22 protein-coding genes are annotated in these 18334 nt (G+C 35.5%); 9 read left to right on the forward strand and 13 right to left on the reverse strand.

The annotated features are described in order from the left end of the window. Positions 1–9 precede the first annotated feature (9 nt). The 7 genes from dnaB to BLS90_RS02675 form a co-directional block, all read right to left on the reverse strand. Positions 10–1554: a replicative DNA helicase gene (gene dnaB / locus BLS90_RS02645; RefSeq protein ID WP_073350996.1), complete on the reverse strand. Its 1545-nt coding sequence runs from the start codon at positions 1552–1554 to the stop codon at positions 10–12. 143 nt (positions 1555–1697) lie between these two features. Then, positions 1698–2651: an acetyl-CoA carboxylase carboxyltransferase subunit alpha gene (locus BLS90_RS02650; protein WP_091254949.1), complete on the reverse strand. Its 954-nt coding sequence runs from the start codon at positions 2649–2651 to the stop codon at positions 1698–1700. Positions 2652–2742: 91 nt separating this feature from the next. Next, positions 2743–3654, reverse strand: coding sequence for a DMT family transporter (locus tag BLS90_RS02655; protein ID WP_091254951.1), 912 nt, complete (start codon positions 3652–3654; stop codon positions 2743–2745). Further along, on the reverse strand, positions 3641–4729 hold the full coding sequence (locus tag BLS90_RS02660) for an LptF/LptG family permease (RefSeq protein ID WP_091254953.1): 1089 nt from the start codon (positions 4727–4729) through the stop codon (positions 3641–3643). The genes BLS90_RS02655 and BLS90_RS02660 overlap by 14 nt, the downstream gene beginning before the upstream one ends. Before the next feature lie 102 nt (positions 4730–4831). Continuing rightward, entirely contained in the window at positions 4832–5962 is a 1131-nt protein-coding gene (gene tgt, locus BLS90_RS02665) for a tRNA guanosine(34) transglycosylase Tgt (protein ID WP_091254955.1), read from the reverse strand. A 543-nt stretch (positions 5963–6505) separates the two neighbouring features. Beyond that, positions 6506–7588, reverse strand: a complete 1083-nt coding sequence (locus tag BLS90_RS02670) for an ice-binding family protein (protein WP_091254957.1) — start codon at positions 7586–7588, stop codon at positions 6506–6508. A 294-nt stretch (positions 7589–7882) separates the two neighbouring features. Beyond that, positions 7883–8200, reverse strand: coding sequence for a winged helix-turn-helix transcriptional regulator (locus BLS90_RS02675; RefSeq protein WP_091254959.1), 318 nt, complete (start codon positions 8198–8200; stop codon positions 7883–7885). Positions 8201–8320: 120 nt separating this feature from the next. Here BLS90_RS02675 and BLS90_RS02680 point away from each other — a divergent pair, with 120 nt between their 5' ends. Together BLS90_RS02680 and BLS90_RS02685 are read left to right on the forward strand one after the other, a co-directional pair. Continuing rightward, a complete protein-coding gene (locus tag BLS90_RS02680; protein WP_091254962.1) occupies positions 8321–8833 on the forward strand; it encodes a VOC family protein in 513 nt (170 codons plus the stop codon). A 46-nt stretch (positions 8834–8879) separates the two neighbouring features. After that, the gene (locus BLS90_RS02685; protein ID WP_091254963.1) at positions 8880–9965 is read left to right on the forward strand and encodes an L-dopachrome tautomerase-related protein; all 1086 of its coding nucleotides are present in this window, start codon (positions 8880–8882) and stop codon (positions 9963–9965) included. Positions 9966–10088: 123 nt separating this feature from the next. On the opposite strand, the gene BLS90_RS02690 is transcribed toward BLS90_RS02685, so the two are convergent. The 3 genes from BLS90_RS02690 to BLS90_RS02700 all read right to left on the reverse strand — a co-directional run bounded on the left by BLS90_RS02690 (position 10089) and on the right by BLS90_RS02700 (position 12056). After that, positions 10089–10523 carry a hypothetical protein gene (locus tag BLS90_RS02690; RefSeq protein WP_245705034.1) on the reverse strand — a complete coding sequence of 145 codons (435 nt, stop codon included), beginning with the start codon at positions 10521–10523 and terminating at the stop codon, positions 10089–10091. 134 nt (positions 10524–10657) lie between these two features. Beyond that, positions 10658–11497 (reverse strand): alpha/beta hydrolase, encoded by an 840-nt coding sequence (locus tag BLS90_RS02695; protein WP_091255401.1) that lies wholly within the window; start codon positions 11495–11497, stop codon positions 10658–10660. Between the two features lie 181 nt (positions 11498–11678). Beyond that, positions 11679–12056 (reverse strand): P-loop NTPase family protein, encoded by a 378-nt coding sequence (locus tag BLS90_RS02700; protein ID WP_091254967.1) that lies wholly within the window; start codon positions 12054–12056, stop codon positions 11679–11681. A 200-nt stretch (positions 12057–12256) separates the two neighbouring features. On the opposite strand from BLS90_RS02700, the gene BLS90_RS02705 reads away from it, so the two are divergent. The 6 genes from BLS90_RS02705 (at position 12257) to BLS90_RS02730 (ending at position 14824) form a co-directional block, all read left to right on the forward strand. After that, positions 12257–12475: a hypothetical protein gene (locus BLS90_RS02705; protein WP_139171381.1), complete on the forward strand. Its 219-nt coding sequence runs from the start codon at positions 12257–12259 to the stop codon at positions 12473–12475. A gap of 62 nt (positions 12476–12537) precedes the next feature. After that, positions 12538–12837, forward strand: coding sequence for a GlcG/HbpS family heme-binding protein (locus BLS90_RS02710; protein ID WP_091254971.1), 300 nt, complete (start codon positions 12538–12540; stop codon positions 12835–12837). An 18-nt stretch (positions 12838–12855) separates the two neighbouring features. Then, positions 12856–13047 (forward strand): hypothetical protein, encoded by a 192-nt coding sequence (locus BLS90_RS02715; RefSeq protein ID WP_091254973.1) that lies wholly within the window; start codon positions 12856–12858, stop codon positions 13045–13047. 113 nt (positions 13048–13160) lie between these two features. Then, on the forward strand, positions 13161–13361 hold the full coding sequence (locus BLS90_RS17330) for a hydroxyisourate hydrolase (RefSeq protein WP_394331021.1): 201 nt from the start codon (positions 13161–13163) through the stop codon (positions 13359–13361). A 146-nt stretch (positions 13362–13507) separates the two neighbouring features. Continuing rightward, positions 13508–13792 (forward strand): rhodanese-like domain-containing protein, encoded by a 285-nt coding sequence (locus tag BLS90_RS02725; protein WP_091254976.1) that lies wholly within the window; start codon positions 13508–13510, stop codon positions 13790–13792. Between the two features lie 462 nt (positions 13793–14254). After that, positions 14255–14824, forward strand: a complete 570-nt coding sequence (locus BLS90_RS02730) for a YciE/YciF ferroxidase family protein (RefSeq protein WP_091255407.1) — start codon at positions 14255–14257, stop codon at positions 14822–14824. 132 nt (positions 14825–14956) lie between these two features. On the opposite strand, the gene BLS90_RS02735 is transcribed toward BLS90_RS02730, so the two are convergent. From BLS90_RS02735 to BLS90_RS02745, 3 genes are all read right to left on the reverse strand, one after another. After that, complete coding sequence (locus tag BLS90_RS02735; RefSeq protein WP_091254978.1) at positions 14957–16051, reverse strand: alkene reductase; 1095 nt, start codon at positions 16049–16051, stop codon at positions 14957–14959. 26 nt (positions 16052–16077) lie between these two features. Further along, positions 16078–16572 carry a hypothetical protein gene (locus BLS90_RS02740; protein WP_091254980.1) on the reverse strand — a complete coding sequence of 165 codons (495 nt, stop codon included), beginning with the start codon at positions 16570–16572 and terminating at the stop codon, positions 16078–16080. Between the two features lie 92 nt (positions 16573–16664). Next, the gene (locus tag BLS90_RS02745) at positions 16665–17246 is read right to left on the reverse strand and encodes a Crp/Fnr family transcriptional regulator (protein ID WP_091254982.1); all 582 of its coding nucleotides are present in this window, start codon (positions 17244–17246) and stop codon (positions 16665–16667) included. A 151-nt stretch (positions 17247–17397) separates the two neighbouring features. Between BLS90_RS02745 and BLS90_RS02750 the strand changes: the two genes are divergently transcribed. Next, positions 17398–18252, forward strand: coding sequence for a transketolase (locus BLS90_RS02750; protein WP_091254985.1), 855 nt, complete (start codon positions 17398–17400; stop codon positions 18250–18252). Positions 18253–18334: the final 82 nt, after the last annotated feature.

The raw sequence follows: 18334 nt of genomic DNA on the forward strand, positions 1-18334 counted from the left end.
TTATATTTTCTAAAAAGGAACGTCGCTGTCATCATCTGGATCATTCAAATTACTTCCAAAAGCGTCATTAGCAGAAGGTAGATTTTTAGTTATAAAAGGATTGTCATCTTGATTCATACTGGAAGGTAAATCATCATAGCCACCGCTATAATCTTCCAAATTATCAAACTTTCCTAAATGGCCAATAAACTTCAATCGAACGTTTTCAATACTACCGTTACGGTGCTTTGCAATCATTATCTCCGCCTGACCCGCAGTTGGTGATGCTTCATCATCATCCCATTCGTCAATTTTATAATATTCGGGACGATATAAAAAAGATACAATATCGGCATCTTGCTCAATCGCTCCCGATTCACGTAAATCAGATAATAATGGTCTTTTGCTGGACCCACGCGTTTCTACCGCACGCGATAATTGAGATAGCGCAATCACAGGAACATTTAACTCCTTTGCTAATGCCTTTAAGTTTCGGGAAATCGTAGAAATCTCCTGCTCTCTATTTCCGCCTCCTTTTCCGTTTCCTCCAGCGGTCATTAATTGTAAATAATCGACAATGATAATTCGGATTCCATGTTGTGACACTAAACGTCTAGCTTTTGCACGTAAATCAAAAATCGATAACGAAGGTGTATCATCAATAAACAATGGGGCTTTTTCTAAATTTTTAACTTTAGTACTCAACTGTTCCCATTCGTGTTTTTCTAATTTTCCCGTACGTAATTTCTCGGAAGACAATCCCGTCTCAGAGGATATTAAACGGGTAATTAACTGAACCGATGCCATTTCCAGAGAAAACAAGGCCACTGGCATTCCAAAATCAATTGCCATATTTCTAGCCATAGAAAGTACAAATGCAGTTTTACCCATTGCTGGTCTGGCCGCTATAATGATTAAATCACTCGGCTGCCAACCAGAAGTAATCTTGTCTAACTTGTCAAAACCAGTGGCAACGCCACTCAATCCTTCTTGACCTGCGATTTCCTCAATTCGTTTTTTGGCTTGCAAAACTAAACTTTGGGCCGTTTCGGAACTTCGTTTGATATTTCCTTGTGTAACCTCGTATAATTTAGACTCGGCTCTGTCTAATAAATCAAAAACATCCGTTGTTTCGTCATAAGAGTCTTCGATAATTTCTGTTGAAATCCGAATCAAACTACGTTGAATAAATTTTTGAAGAATGATTCTAGAGTGAAATTCAATATGTGCGGAAGACGATATCTTTTGCGTGAGCTGAATGAGGTAAAAATCACCACCTGCCAATTCTAATTTAGCATTTTTCTTGAGTTGGGCAGAAACGGTTAATAAGTCAATAGGCTGTGTTTCTGTAAACAGCTGAACAATAGCTTCAAATATATGTTTGTGTGCTTCTTTATAAAAAGCATCAGGCTGTAAAATGTCAATTACATCATCAACTCCTTTTTTATCAATCATCATGGCACCCAGCACAGCCTCCTCCAAATCGAGAACCTGCGGTTGCAATTTTCCTTTTTCAAGGCTTATTATTGTAGTTTTATCAACCTTAACAGGATTAATATTTCTGAAGTTTTCCATAAAGCGAAAGTAGCGAAAATTAAAAAAAGATGGTCTTTGAGTTGTTACAAATAATTGTTCATAACTAACTAATTTTTGTTTATAACCAAAAAAAATCCGTCTCGTTTAACAACGAGACGGATTACATTTCATTTCATAAAAATTTATTCCTTGTACTCGCCCATTTTACTGTACTTATCCATTCTTTGGGCAATTAATTCTTCTGTTGATAAGTCTTTCAACTCATTAAATCCTTTCATAATATATTGCTCTACAGTTTTGAAGGCAGTTTCTCTATCGTAGTGTGCTCCGCCTAAAGGTTCTGGAATAATATCATCTACTAATTTTTGTTTTTTCATATCGGCAGAAGTCAATTTCAACGCCTCAGCAGCCTGTTCTTTATATTCCCAGCTTTTCCAAAGAATAGAAGAACATGATTCTGGCGAAATAACGGAATACCAAGTGTTTTCCATCATATATACTTTGTCACCCACTCCTATTCCTAATGCTCCTCCAGAAGCTCCTTCACCAACAATAACGGTGATAATAGGCACTTTTAAGCGAATCATTTCAAATATATTTCTGGCTATGGCTTCTCCTTGTCCGCGTTCTTCGGCTTCTAATCCTGGATAAGCTCCCGGAGTATCAATAAGTGTAACGACTGGAATACCAAATTTTTCAGCCATTTTCATCAATCGCAACGCTTTCCTGTAGCCTTCTGGATTAGCCATTCCAAAATTACGGAACTGACGCATTTTAGTATTGATCCCTTTTTGCTGACCTACAAACATAAACGATTGTCCATTAATTTGCCCTAAACCACCTATCATGGCTTTATCGTCTTTAAACCCTCTGTCTCCAAAAAGTTCAAGAAATGTCCCTTTAGTAAGATTAGTAATATGCTCTAGTACATAAGGCCTATTAGGATGACGAGATAACTGAACACGTTGCCAAGCCGTTAAGTTTTTATAAATATTCCTTTTAGTCTCCTCTAGTTTCTTGTTGATTTGTTTGCAAGTATTCGTTACATCAACATTTGATTCCTGACCAATAATGAGACATTTGTCTAACTGATCTTCTAGTTCTTTTATTGGAAGCTCAAAATCTAAATATTCCATAGGATTTTTGCGTTTTTGTTTTTATTTCGAACCGCAAATATAAAATTTTAAATCGTTCGAAAAGGTAAATATTCTATTTATGTGTAAAAATTCACTTTGACAAAGTTGAAGTATCTTCTTTCGTTTTACTCTTTTGATAGTGTTTAATTACACCATTTAGGATTACGGTCAGCACTATTATAAGTGCTCCAATGTAAAACTCAAAACTCATTTTCTCTTTTCCCCCTAGTATGAAATAGGCTAAAACAATGCCGTAAACGGGTTCCAAATTAGTGGTTAACATCACAGTATACGGGGTCAATTTCTGCATTACTTTTACAGAGGCCGTAAAGGCATAAGCGGTACAAATTGAAGCCAACACCAAAATTAGAATCCAATTGTTAGTTGTCAAAATAAAAAAGTCTGCAGTAAACTTACCTTCGAATAAAAAGTGAATTGTAATGAAGCCCACGCCGGCCAAAAATTCATAGAAGGAAATCATAGAAGGATCGTGGTCGACAATCAGCTTTCCATTCATCAGCGTAAACAAAACACCTAATATGATAGATGCCAAAGCATATATCATTCCGTCCAAATAATTTATTTCGACTTTCATAATCAAGGCCAAACCAGCAATGATAATCAATCCAAAGAACACTTCGTACCAGAGCACTTTTCGACCATAAAAAATCGGTTCTAAAATGGAGGCAAAAAAAGCGCCCAGTGAAAAAACAGAAAGTGTAATGGAAACATTAGATACATGAATGGCTTTGAAAAATAAGATCCAATGCAGCGCAATAAGCAAGCCTACAAAAATTAATTTCAAGAAAGATTTTAACGGAATTTTGAATGATTTCTTCTTGAAGATCAAAAATAAAGCTAGAAAAATACCGGCAAAAAACATGCGATACCAAACCAAAGCATCTGCTGTTATGGTGATTAAAGCGCCTAAAATGGCCGTAAAACCCCAAATAAAAACAATTAAATGGAGGTTTAAATAACTTTTTAAATTATCGTTTTGCATTTCGTAGTAAATAAATGGCTAAAATTCCAAAGGCAATATTGGGCAACCAAACAGCTAACATGGGCGGAATACTCGATTTTTCAGCTAAAACTCCAAAGATCTTATCAAAAAAGACAAAAGCAAAAGCAAGCGCAATTCCTATGGCGAGATTCGTTCCCATTCCACCTCTCCTTTTCATCGAAGATACGGCAACAGCAATAATAGTAAGGATAAATGCCGATACCGGAACACTGTATTTCTTATACAAAACCACGAGATATACATTTATATTAGACGAGCCTCGTTCTTTTTCTTTTTCAATAAATGCATTCAATTTTCCCAAACTTAACGTTTCCGCAATGTAAACAACAGGTGTTAAATCCTCTAGATCAAAAGTAAAAACAGCATCTTTTTGTGGTAATTTTTCAATTTTATCATTCAATTCGCCTACCGTTCTTTTAGTATAATCATACATCGTGTAAGTGCTGTCCTTTGGGTTATATTTTATTCTAGAGGCAGTAATTTTATGTACTAACTTTTGATCTTTAAACTTTTCCAATGAAAAATTAAAAGCCGTTTTCGATTCGGTATTAAAACTATTTACATAAATAAATTCATCATCACTAATTTGGCGGTACACGTCCGTATTGTCACCACGCATAGCTTCTTTTCCACCACCTTTTAGATAGGTATATCTGAAGTTGTTGAAACCTTCACTGGCTGCAGGAACAACGAAAAAACCCATTAACAAAACAAATACAGAAACTATTGAAGCACCGAAAATATACGGTCTTAAAAATCGTGTAAATGAAATTCCCGAACTTAAAATAGCAATAATCTCCGCATCATTCGCCAGTTTTGAAGTAAACCAAATCACCGATAAAAATAAGAATATAGGAAAAAGAGAATTTGCAAAATAAACCGTAAAGTTGTAATAATAGAGTGCAATCTCTAAAAACGGAACTTTATTTTCCAGCATTTTGTTGATCTTCTCAGAAACGTCAACAACAATTCCAATAGGTATAAACAACAACAACATCACGGCAAACGTGGCTAAATATCTTTTTAGGATGTATTTATCTATTATTGTTAGCATTTAAAAAAGTTTAAGGTTTAAGGTTTAAAAGTTTAAGGTTTAGTATAGTTGCAAATTCACATAAGGAGTTTTAAACTTTAAACTAAAAAACTTTAAACATTTCTATAATCTTTGGCTCATATTTTTCACCATCATCTCTTTCCAAGTTCTAAAATCCCCGGCTAAGATATGTTTTCTGGCTTCACGAACCAACCACATATAAAAACCAAGATTATGGATTGTAGCAATTTGTTTTCCCAAGTATTCATTGGCTGCAAAAAGATGTCTTAAATAAGCTTTAGTATATTCTGTATCCACATAAGTGATGGCCATTTCGTCAATAGGCGAAAAATCATCAGCCCATTTTTTATTTTTAATGTTTATCGTTCCATTTGCGGTAAACAACATCCCATTTCTGGCATTTCGCGTCGGCATCACACAGTCAAACATGTCGATTCCCAAGGCAATATTTTCTAGAATATTAATCGGAGTACCCACGCCCATTAAGTAACGGGGCTTGTCTTCAGGTAAAATTTCACACACTACTTCGGTCATTGCATACATTTCTTCTGCTGGCTCTCCCACTGAAAGTCCGCCAATAGCATTTCCCTGTTGATTAGAGTTCGCAATATATTCTGCTGATTGTCTGCGTAAATCTTTGTATGTGCTTCCTTGGACAATAGGAAAGAAAGTTTGGTCGTACCCGTATTTAGTTGGTACTTTTTCCAAATGATTGACGCAACGGTCTAGCCAGCGGTGTGTCATGTGCATCGAGCGTTGCGCATAACGGTAATCACAAGGATATGGGGTACACTCATCAAAAGCCATGATAATATCAGCACCAATGGTGCGTTGAATTTCCATCACATTCTCTGGTGTAAAAAAGTGGTATGAACCGTCGATATGCGATTTAAACTTCACTCCTTCTTCCTTAATTTTTCGGTTAGCCGAAAGGGAATACACTTGGTATCCGCCTGAATCCGTCAAAATATTACGGTCCCAATTCATGAATTTATGCAATCCACCCGCTTTCTCCAAGATTTCGGTTTGCGGGCGCAAGTATAAATGGTACGTGTTTCCCAAGATAATATCCGGGTTTATATCCTCTTTCAATTCCCGTTGATGCACCCCTTTTACAGAGGCTACAGTACCTACAGGCATAAAAATTGGGGTTTCAATCACCCCGTGATCAGTAGTTATACTTCCCGCTCTTGCTTTAGACAGCGGATCTTTTTTTAATAAATCAAACTTCATAGTAACGTTTTTCTCCCGACCATTCGGGTGCGCAAAGATAGGTTAATTCGACAATTTGAAAATTAGATAATTATAAAAATAAATTAAGATTTAGAATTTTCTGTTAAAAGGTGGTTGCAACACAAAACTTTCCATTATCTACAAGGGGTTATTAAAGTCAAATCTAAATTTATAAGTGACAATTAATCGCACTAAAATAATGTGGAAGTGTTCGTCGTGAGGGATTACACGTTCCTCAGTGCGTTTTTCTTATTGTTGAGCTTCCCAACAGCAACTGCACCACTTGATTTCTCAGCCGATAAGAGTGTCCTTATGTATGACTATAGTATTTCTCACTTAAAAACATAAAGACGCATCTATAGAAAACGACGACATTCATGATGTTTAGCTTACCATGATACACTATTATGTCCATCAAAAAAGAAAACAACCTATTTTGGAGGCATCTCAAAAGAGCAGCAAACTACTCCTCGAGAGGTTACTAAATATAAAAAGAGGTGCTCCACAGGAACACCTCTTTTTAACATTATTTTTTACTATAATTTATTGCGGTTGTACCACTGTGTTTCCGTCAAGAATTACGGCAGTTTGTGCTAAGGCTCTTCCATTAAAAGACGCTCCTGTTCTAAAAGTCACTCCTGTCTTTGACAAGATAATACCTTCAAAATGAGAAGTAGTCCCAAAAGAGGCTTGACCCGCTACTTGCCAGAAAATGTTTGAGGCTTTGGCTCCTCCTTGTAAAATCACTCTTGTTGCAGCACTCATTGCTAGATCACCTGAAATCTGGAAAATCCAAACGTCATCTGCAGATCCTGAAATGGTAATATTAGATGGTACTGTTACTGCACTAGTCCATTTATAAAGTCCTGGAGTCAATGTTTTCCCACCAATGTTCCCAGCACCCAATTCAACAAAATTAGGAGATGGACGTCCGGCCGCATCATTGTAAGCTGTAATCATATTTTCAACCGCTGTGGTAAGATTTGTTGATGTTGGAGAAACCATGTCAGCCGCAAATACTTTTCCTGTAACTTGCGCAGCCTTTGCATAACCTGTAAAATCTGTCAAAGAAAATCCTGTGATATATGATGTAGCTGCAGGACTTAACCCTAGGTCTCCTGTAATCACCGACGTGGGTACATTAGTAATTGTTGTCTTTGCAAGAATCACATAATTCCCTGCTGAACCAAGACTAACAGCTTTTAAACCAGTGTTCACATTAGCGGTAGTCGTAAAGTCCCATTGCTTATTAGCACTAATAGCTACTCCTTCTGCACTTTTTACTCCCGTGGTTAATGTGGCGGTGTAAAGTGTGTTAGCTGAAAGTACCGTGAAAGGAACAAACTGTGCAGTTGTACCTGAATACGAAACAGTTCCTAATACTGGATTTCCTCCTTGTTTTAAAGTAAACGTGGTAGTATTAATGGACGAAGCATCCATTTGGACACTAAAGTTCACCGAAACAACTTTATTTCTGGCAACGTTTGTATCACTGCTTAGCGGACTAGTTAAAGCTACAGTAGGAACTGGTGCAGGAGTAGATTGGGTATTCTCGTCATTTGAACAACTCGTAAATAAAACAACCATTGCGATCCCAGCGGCTGATAGTAGGTTTTTAAATTTCATGTTTATTTGTGTTTGTGTTTGTGAAGTTATAAATTATCACATTACAAATGTAGGGTTGCCTTAAACGTTTGATGTTACATAAAAATACTGTTAAGTTCCATAATTCACACTTTCCTTCTATACCTTAAATGGGGATTTTATCAAACTATAGCTGTCATATAAAGGAGGGAACATCACGAAAATTGATTATCCATCCGTGTGTATTCCTTTTCTAAAAGCTTATTGTCGATTCCTACCTTCAATGTTTTATTGCTAATCCAATCATATCATCCAATCATACCATCCAAAAAGACACTAAAATTCATTAGTAGTATTTTCCACGCCCCAGGTATCCAAACTACGTAAAATATTTTCTAGCGACCCTCCTTTCTCGCTCAATTTGTATTCTACCTTGGGAGGAACCACTGCAAAAACTTTTCTGGTAACAAGGCCATCTTTTTCTAATTCTCTTACGGTTTGGGTAAACATTTTATTAGAAATACCGGAGATTTTCTTTTGCAGTAATCCGGAACGTAAACTACCATCCAGCAAATGAAATAAAATCAAAGGTTTCCACTTAGTCCCAATTAAACCCATTGTATAATGAAGAGGGCAATAATTTTTTTCGCTCATTTTAAATTTTAATCATTTGACAATCTATATTTTACTCTTTTTTGTAACTATACTACTTTAAAGTAGGTTATTGCTATTTATGCAAATGTACCCTAAATTTGTAATCTAAAATAATAACACATGACCACTCAAACAAATTATCCAAAAGCATTTTCTCATATCGGAATTACAGTTCCTACTATTAAAGAAGCCGTTACGTTTTACTCAGAAGTAATGGGGTGGTACATTATTATGGAACCGTCTATAGTAAAAAAAGAAAAAGAAACAGCCATCGGCCAAATGTGCATTGATGTTTTTGGTGAAGATTGGGAAGAATTTGAAATTGCACATTTAGCAACTTCTGATGGCACAGGAATCGAATTATTCTCGTTCCCTCACGGAATTAAAGAAGCACCAGAATTCAATCCTTTTAATACAGGTCTTTTTCATTTTTGCATACAAGATCCAAACATTGAAGACCTTATCGCTAAAATTGTATCTTATGGTGGCAAACAAAGAATGCCTATTCGTGAATATTATCCAAATGACAAACCTTTTAAAATGTGTTATGTAGAAGATCCTTTCGGAATTGTTTTCGAAATCTACACGCACAGTTATGAACTGACATATTCATCCGGCGCCTATTCAAAATAAAACCAACTAGCTCATCGCTACTATTGAACTTTTAAAATTAAAAAAAATGAAAAAAATTCTTCATCTACTCGCCCTTTTAACAGTGTTTATTTCTTGTAAAGAACCAGCACACGATAAAAGCGACATTGAAACAACAAAGCAGATACAAAGCAGCACAAAAGAAGTTCAACAAGTAGCTGAATTTAGAGGACAACAGGTAACAGGTGTTACCGTGAGCACAACAGGACGGATTTTCGTGAACTTTCCTCGATGGAGAAAAGGCGTTGCAAATTCAGTGGTTGAAATCACCAAAGACAATCAAAAAGTAGCTTATCCTAATGAGGAATGGAATTCATGGGAAATTGGAAGTGCAGTTGAAGATCAAAAATTTGTGGGTGTACAATCAGTAGTGGCTTTTGAAAACATGCTTTATGTGTTAGACACGCGTAGTCCATTATTTGGTGCCGTTTTAGATGCACCTCGACTTTTTGTATTTAATTTAAGTGACAACAAATTAGAGAAAACGTATATACTACAAAAAGGTAGTTATTATCCTAATTCTTACATCAACGATTTACGAGTGGATAAAAAAAACAATAAAATCTATTGTACAGATTCTGGTAGAGCCGGTTTAATTGTACTGGATATCACTTCTGGAAAATCTACTCGAGTTTTAGACAATCATTTCTCTACAAAAGCGGAGCAATCCTATTTGACTTTCGACAACAAAAAGTGGGTGAATACTATTAATTCTGACGGAATTGCATTAGATACTAAAAACGACTTACTCTATTATCATGCCTTAACGGGTTACAGTTTGTATTCTGTACCCACGAAAGTATTAGCCAATGGAGCTATTAAAGAAGTTGAAAAAGCAGTGAAATTAGTAGCAAAAACAGCAGCTCCAGATGGAATGATTCTGGATCATAATGGCACTTTATACTTTGCTGATTTAGAAAATAGCAAAATCATGTACCGAAAAAAAGACGGAAGTATTCACACGCTGGTTGAAGGTAAAAAAATCAGATGGGCAGATACCTTTAGCATCTACAACAATTACTTGTATTTTACCAACTCTAGAATTAATGAAGTGACAGCCGATATTTCGAATATGAATTTTACATTAAACAAAATAGCTTTAGATACTAATTAACAAAAGCACAAAGTGTCTTGTCAATTTAGGAGTTTATTGGGTTTTAATAACAAAAGACCGCTTTATATTTCTTTTAAAACGGTCTTTTTAGAATTTATTTTTATTTGCTTTTAAGTGTGTACTTTAAAATATACCCAACTTCACCCGTGGTACCCCCACTCCTATTTGCGTATTTACACTAGTTCTGGGTGTTCTGTTCTCGTATTGTGGTTGGCGGTATCCATAGTAGTAATACCCTGCATTTTGATACCAGTAAGCACTGTGATCGCAATGATTGTCACAATGATCGTGATGCGCTGCATAACCTTCTTTTTTACCTTGAAGATATGCGTTGTAGGCTCTTCTATTATTTTTCCGTAATTCCTTTTCGTATTGTTTTTGCTCCTTCCAAAAGACACGTTCTTCATTTTTACTTTTCACTTTAAACTGCTGCTCGTGTTGAGCATCCTCTAAACCTCTTTGCTGATAATACGACAATTCATTTTTTGTCTGGACCTTGGTATCTTGATTAAATCCTGATTCCTGTGCATTCACCTTGGGTAAGAAACAAAAAATCATTAGAACTAAAATGCTTTTAACTGTTTTCATAATTTTTAAATTAGTGTTATTACAATAGTCTTGATTGATAACTACACTAATAAGACAACTCTAAACTAATTTACCCTACCTCACTACGCATTAATTGTGAAAATTTATTTTAAATTGCTTTTCATAAAGTCTATAACCTCATCAAACCTATCGCTCCAAGGATAGAAATATTGAACTACCATAGGGACATGCTTTTTATTTAATCGTATTGGTGTTACATCTGGCTGAAAGGGCTTCATGGCCGATAAAAAACGACTATTCGCTACTTTAATAGAATTATAGGTTTTGTCTCCAACATAAATTAAAAAAGGAGGCGTATTTTTACTTAAAAAATAAATGGGAGAAGCGGCTTTCCATTGCTCGGGATTTGAAGTCCAAGTGGTTAAATAATCGTCTTTTGAGGTGGGTGGATTTCCTTCTAAATAATTATTCATATCCAATCCGGCTGCATCGTTGAGTATAATACCGGAAATACTGTTCGAATCAATGCCATATTTAGGATTCATTACTGCTAATGCGCCTAAATGTCCACCAGCAGAATGTCCTGTAATAAAGATTTGATTGGGATTACCATTGTATTGACTGATGTTATTTTTAGTCCACTGTATTACAGAAGCAATTTGCTTAGCCATATCGTAATAAGTGGCGTTAGGGCTCAACGTATAATCTGGGATAACAGTAACGATTCCATTACTTGCAAAATTTCTACCTAACAAATCATAGGTTCCTTTTCGACCGGTATTCCAGTTTCCGCCATGCACAAAAATTAATACAGGCACTTGTTCTGCACTTGCTTTTCGGGGAACAAACACATTTAACTTTGGTGCTTTCAAGCTATTTTCATTCTGAGATTCTAAGTATGAAACATCAGTATTTTTTTTAGCACCGCAATTTACGAGGAGAATTGCATGCAATACAACGAGAATAACTAATGGAAAACGCATATTTATTTTTTTCACTAATATAAGATTAAAAAAAATACTGGCTATATTGGTTGTTTCAAAAAAAAAAACCAAAATAGCACAATAAGAATTCATTTTGTTTGCCATTTCATTAAAAATAAGAGAGCGCATAAAAAAGGCTATCCTTTTAAAGACAGCCTCGAATACCTTATTTATAAATCAATTAGTTGAATTGTGTTGTTACATATTCCACTAGACTTTCATCACTCATCTTATTAGAAGTGCTTTCTTTCGTCTCCACGTTTTTATATTGCGCAGTGTCCTTTAAATAGTTAATAAACTGTTCTTGAGCCGTACCCGTTCCTGTTATATGCAATTCATCCACATTTTGCATGTGAACTGTGATGTTTTTGAATAGTTTGCGAAGCAAATCTCTCTCGGCATTATTGGCCGCATTTTCGCTGGTATTGTAACCCTGTCCGTCTACGGTTTCGTGTCCTAATATTACAAAATCACCCGAATCTACATTTTCTCTTCCAACAATAGTCGCATGATGTGTATCCATCCAAACTCCAAACTGTTTTTTATTTTTCTCTGACATAATTAATTGTTTATTTATTAAAAAATTTATTGTTATCGGATTAAAAAGAGTACTACTAATACTTCAATCTATTATATTTTAAAGATACCATAATTAATCTAAAACAAAATAAATATTAACAAACAATTAATTGTTAAACGGCCTTGATCTATTATTTTTTGTTCCAAAAAAACTTTCCTAATATGTTTAAATTTTTTCTGATGTACTATAATATCTCGGCTAAAAAAGCAGTTAAAATCCACCAAATCAACTCTTGTTTATTAGTACTACTCATTCCATTATTTTCATTGGCACAAATCAGCACTAAAAAAAGTACTCGTGACACCCCTTTGAATATAAATACGGCAGAAAATTTCACTATAACTTCCCAACAGTTATCACTAAAAGAAGCTTTTCAAATAACGGGGAAGCACGATTAGCAGCTACAGCACTAGGCATAAATGTCACCATTGCTGTGCTCGATGCCTGAGGATAAATCATCATGCTTACGCGAGGCGAAACGGTTGGCCCACACAACACCGAAACAGCTCGAAGAAAAGCTTACACGGCATTATCTACTAAAACGCCAATATTGCTCCTATCTAGAAATGCGCGATCGAATCCAGATTCACAAAATTTAGCTACCCTACCTGAACTTTTACTCTTGTCTGGAGGTGTTCCGCTGTGGCACAACGATCAGGTAATTGGAAGTTTTGGAGTCGCAGGCGGAGGAAGTCCCCAAAATGATGATTTTATCGCTAAATCTGGAGCAATCATCGATGCTCAAATCACAACTCATTAATTTTAAAAATAAATAAAAATGAAAAATTTACTTTTTAGCTTACTTTTAACAGCTTTCGCAACCGCATTTTATGCGCAAAACAACAACAACAACAACAACAACAACAACAACAACAACAACAACAACAACAACAACAACAACAACAACAACAACAACAACAACAACAACAACAACTATCAATTGTCTAGACATATTCTAGACATATTCTAGACATATCAAGCGGAACAACCGCAATTGGCGTACCGGTTACCTTATAAAAATATGATGAAAGCACTAAAATATGGTCTTTCTTTGATGAAAAAATAACCGATAAAAATGGTCGAATTACCGATTTTCTGAATTATAAAGAAGCTAAAAACGGTATTTACAAACTTAGATTTCTAGTTGCAGATTATTTCAAAAACAAAAAAACAGATAGTTTTTATCCTTTTATAGAAGTTGTATTTCAAATTAAGGATACCAATCATTATCATGTTCCCATTACGCTTTCCAGCTATGGATTTGCAACTTATCGTGGTAATTAATTGTAGTACATTATTAATTCATCAAAAATTAAAACCATGATCCTTACTGGTTTTAATTTTCAAAACCGACGCTAATTCAGCTTTCTAATTGTATTTTTGTAACAGTAGGATTTAAATAAAACGAGTTCTTATCTTAAAACAAAAAAATGGAAGTAGCCAAAATAATTAAAGAAAAAAGAGGAACTATTGTCGATGTGCGTTCTTATGATGAATTCATGGGTGGCCATGTGGTAAGTTCCATTAATATTCCATTGAATGAAATACCCCATAGAATGCAGGAAATACAAGAATTAAAAGCACCATTAGTGGTCTGTTGCGCCTCTGGAAATAGAAGCGGACAGGCACAAGTTTTTCTGACAGCACATGGAATCGAAAGTTACAATGGTGGTTCTTGGCTGGATGTGAATTACCTTCAAGCTCAATCTGAATAACGGGAAAAGTCGGCAAAACAATTAGGCGGTAGCAGTACCAAAATAAACTATTTTTCTCCTTAAAATTAGCAGTTATTCACGCCAAACTATCGGTTTGATTACTAATGCTGTGAATTTATTATACTGTAATCTGCGCAGTCTAGAACGAACTAATCCAGGTACTCGTTTTAGGTGTATTCAGGAAATTCAAGTAATTTGGCAAAAAGCATTTTGCATGCAATGGGCTGTGCAATAGCCTATTTTGATACCATCAGCAGTACTATAGAAGACAAAATTAGAATACAAAAATGTTCATTTCAGCACTCTAAATAATACAAATCTTATTTATAATTAGTTAATTAACAGTTGTTTGAAAATTAATATGTTTAATTTTATTACACTTAAAAGTTAAGTAAACATTGAATAGGAGAACCTATGAATTCGATCGTTTCTCCTGTAAAATTAATCTTAAAAACTACCGTTATGAGAACCGCAATTAGTAAAAACGAAAGCATTAAAGGTACCGCAAAAGGAGAAACCAATTCGACACATGGATTACGAGATTTATTTGAAGTTGGACTAAAAGATATTTACTGGGCGGAAAAAGTATTGACTAAAACCTTACCTAGAATGATGAAAAATGCGTCATCACCAGAACTAGTTAACTCTTTGAAAAATCAGCTGAATGAAACGCAGGAGCATGTAGCTCGCCTCGAGAAAATTTTCGAAACTACTGGAGTTGCAGCTACAGCTAAAAAATGTGAAGCCATGGGCGGCATATTAAAAGAAACAAATAGCCTTATCAAACAAACCAATCACGGAGTGGTTCGCGATGCAGGAATTATTGCAGCAGACCAAAAAGTAAAGCATTATGAAATTGCCACCTATGGTACATTGCATGCCTATGCAAAAATATTAGGAGAAAATAAAGTGGCAAACTTGCTAGCGATGAGTCTTGATGAAGAGAAAAAAACAGATGCAGCGTTAAGTGAAATGGCGATGTCACAGATCAACAGACAAGCCCATAAGGCTACTGCAATTACCAACACGTAGGACTACGATTTTACAAGAGCATGAAAATTTATTTCCTATATAAAATAGAGAGCCCGCATGTAGCGGGCTCTCTAATGAATTATAATTTCTCCTTGAAAGAAAATCTTTTAAAAAAAATAAAAATGACAGGCGTTACTCAGCCATAGCGGGATAATCAATATATCCTTTCTCAGTATCAGTGTAAAACGTAGTTTGGTCTGGTGTGTTTAAAGGTGCATCCACTTCAAAACGAGCCACTAAATCAGGATTTGCTATAAAGGGAACTCCATAAGCTACAAGATCTGCATCTCCGTCTTCAATAACTTTGATTCCAGTTTCTTTCGTAAAACCTTTATTGATAATTAATGTTCCTTTGTAAAACGGTCTGAAATGTTTGGCAACTTCAGTAACGGCAAAAGGGACATCAGTTACATCAGTGAAAGGCTCTGTTAAATGAATGTAGGCTAAACCGTAATCATTCAGTTTATTGATAATATACTCATAAGTTGGAATTGTCTTTTCATCCAGCATCATTCCCTGAGCATTGTGCAACGAAGGATTCAATCGAACACCAACTTTAGCAAAATCAATAACTCCTTCTAAAGCATCTAAAATATCAAATAAGATTCGGGATTTGTTTTCAATAGAACCACCATATTCATCCGAACGATGATTGGAATAACCATTAAAAAACTGTTGCAACAAATACCCGTTGGCTGCATGCAATTCGACTCCGTCAAAACCTGCAGCAATCGCATTTTTAGCTCCGTTTTTGAAATCTAAAACAGTTTGTCTGATATCTTCAATCGTCATTTCTTTTGGAATAACTGTATCTACAAAACCATCATTCGTATACGCTTTTGCAAAAGGATTCAAGGCTGACGGTCCGTGCGGCAATTCGCCGTTATGCAAATCCGGATGCGACAATCGTCCTGTGTGCCACAATTGTGCAAATATAGTTCCTCCTTTTTCGTGTACTGCTTTTGTGACCAGTTTCCAACCTTCGGTTTGTGCTGCACTGTAAATTCCGGGTACATTGATAAAACCAACTGCTTTTGTACTTACAAAAGTTCCTTCGGAAACAATTAAACCTGCTGTAGCTCTTTGCGCATAATATTCTGCCGTAAGTGCTGTAGGCACATTTCCTTCATTATTCGAACGGCTTCGCGTCATTGGTGCCATCACCATTCGGTTTTTTAAAGTACTGTTTCCTAATGTATAAGGCTGGAATAAAATTGATTTGCTCATTTGATTTTTTTTAAATTAATGTTAGTTTATAAAATATCGGCTTTCAAACCAATATTTGTCAATAATGTCAAAATAGTCTTTACGGCTTCCTTATCGTTTCCGTTCAAAAAAAAGGAATCGTTAGAATTATCCGCTGATTCGAAACTCTGAATAACTTTAGAAAAAGGGAACAAATCCTGCCATTTTTCAGCAGTATTCCCGCTAGTATTTTTTTTGTTTTCCAAAAAAAGTACAATCTTGCCTGTAGCCACTTTTCTGATTTTTTCAGTAAGATTGCTGTCAGATGCCGCAGCATTTGAAAGTATAATAACGTCAGCTTCCCAACTGGCATTGGTTGGACAAATCATTATCTCCGCGTTTGCGTTTGGATATTCTAAAAGTATTTGGGAATAAACGGTATTCAGTACAACTGCATCATGATCAAACAGTAAAACGGGATTGGTTTTGGCAATTTGCTTCGCTAGAAAAATACTGTTGGTTTCTGAAATACCAAGTACTGCAAAAGTTCTTCTATTTGACATCGACTTTTATTTACTTGGCAAATTTAGGGCTGTATCGGTACATTTTCCGTTGATGTAAAACAAGAAATTCTCTTGATTTAAATCAATTAAAATTAACTCTTGTTGCTAATTTGTTTGCGAACCCGACTCAATGTTTCTGGTGTAAGTCCAAGATAAGAAGCAATCATGTGTTGGGGAACTCGTTTGACAATTCCAGGATAAGCATTTCCTAAATTGATGTATTTTTCTTCGGCAGTTTCGGTTAAAGCCGAATTTATTCTGGCTTGATTGGCGATATAGGCATTTTGCAACAGCAAGCGTTGGTATCTTTCGAACATGGGGATTTGATTCATCAAAGCTTCTCTGGCTGCTGTTGTCAGCAAAAGTAATTCAGAATCCTCGAGGGCTTCAATGGTATAAATGGAGTTACTGTTGGTCAGAAAACTAGACAAATCAGTAATCCACCAACCTTCGATGGCAAATTGCACAAGATGTTCATTTCCTTTTTCATCTATATAAAAAGAGCGAAGTATGCCTTTTTCAATAAATGCGTTGTAGATACAAATGTCTCCCTCTTGTAACAACGTTTGTTTTTTACGTAACTTTTTTGGAATAAAAAAAGTTTTACATAACTCCATTTCCTCGTGGGTCACTATCACTTTTTCCTGAATGCTTTTGAATAATTGTTGAAACATGATTGCAAGGTACTAAATACTTGATACTTCATAAAAAAAGTAGTCCATTAAAAAAACACAACCCTTAATAACTATTGATAAATCTAAAAATGGAACTAGACGTAAATCCAATAATCTGATTATCTTTGCACAGTCTAATTTTAACACACAAATGAAACCGAACACACAACAATTAAACGATTTAACAATCCAAGTCAGAAGAGATATTCTTCGAATGGTACACGCAGTCAACTCAGGTCATCCAGGTGGCTCTTTAGGTTGTACTGAATTTCTTGTCGCTTTATATCAAAATATCATGGACCGCAAAGAAGGTTTTGATATGGACGGAATTGGAGAAGATCTTTTCTTCCTTTCAAACGGACATATTTCACCTGTATTTTACAGCGTTTTAGCAAGAAGCGGTTATTTTCCTGTATCGGAATTAGCGACTTTCCGTTTGATCAATTCCAGATTGCAAGGACACCCAACTACACATGACGACTTACCGGGAGTGCGTATTGCATCTGGTTCTCTTGGACAAGGATTATCAGTAGGAATTGGCGCTGCACAAGCTAAAAAACTAAATGGGGACAACCATATTATTTATACGCTTCACGGCGATGGAGAATTGCAAGAAGGTCAAAACTGGGAAGCCATCATGTATGCTTCTGCAAAAAAAGTAGACAACCTTATTACTACAATCGATTTAAACGGAAAACAAATTGATGGTTCTACTGACGAAGTATTAGCTATGGGAAGTATTCGTGCTAAGTTTGAAGCTTTTGATTGGGATGTTTTAGAAATTGAAAATGGAAACGACCTCGAAGCGATTATTGCTGGTATGAATGACGCCAAATCAAGAACTGGAAAAGGAAAACCGGTTTGTGTATTGTTGCATACTGAAATGGGGAATGGTGTTGATTTTATGATGTACAGTCATGCTTGGCACGGTAAAGCACCTAATGATACGCAACTTGACGTTGCTTTAGGTCAAAATTATAATACTGGAGGCAATTCAGATTATTAAGTATTAAGATTATTGAGGAAGAATTTCTGATCCATGCGATGGCCAAATGGCGAAACATTTCAGAATTTTTTAATCTTTAAAT

The organism is Flavobacterium omnivorum, assembly GCF_900099915.1.
Taxonomy (GTDB): Bacteria; Bacteroidota; Bacteroidia; order Flavobacteriales; family Flavobacteriaceae; genus Flavobacterium; species Flavobacterium omnivorum.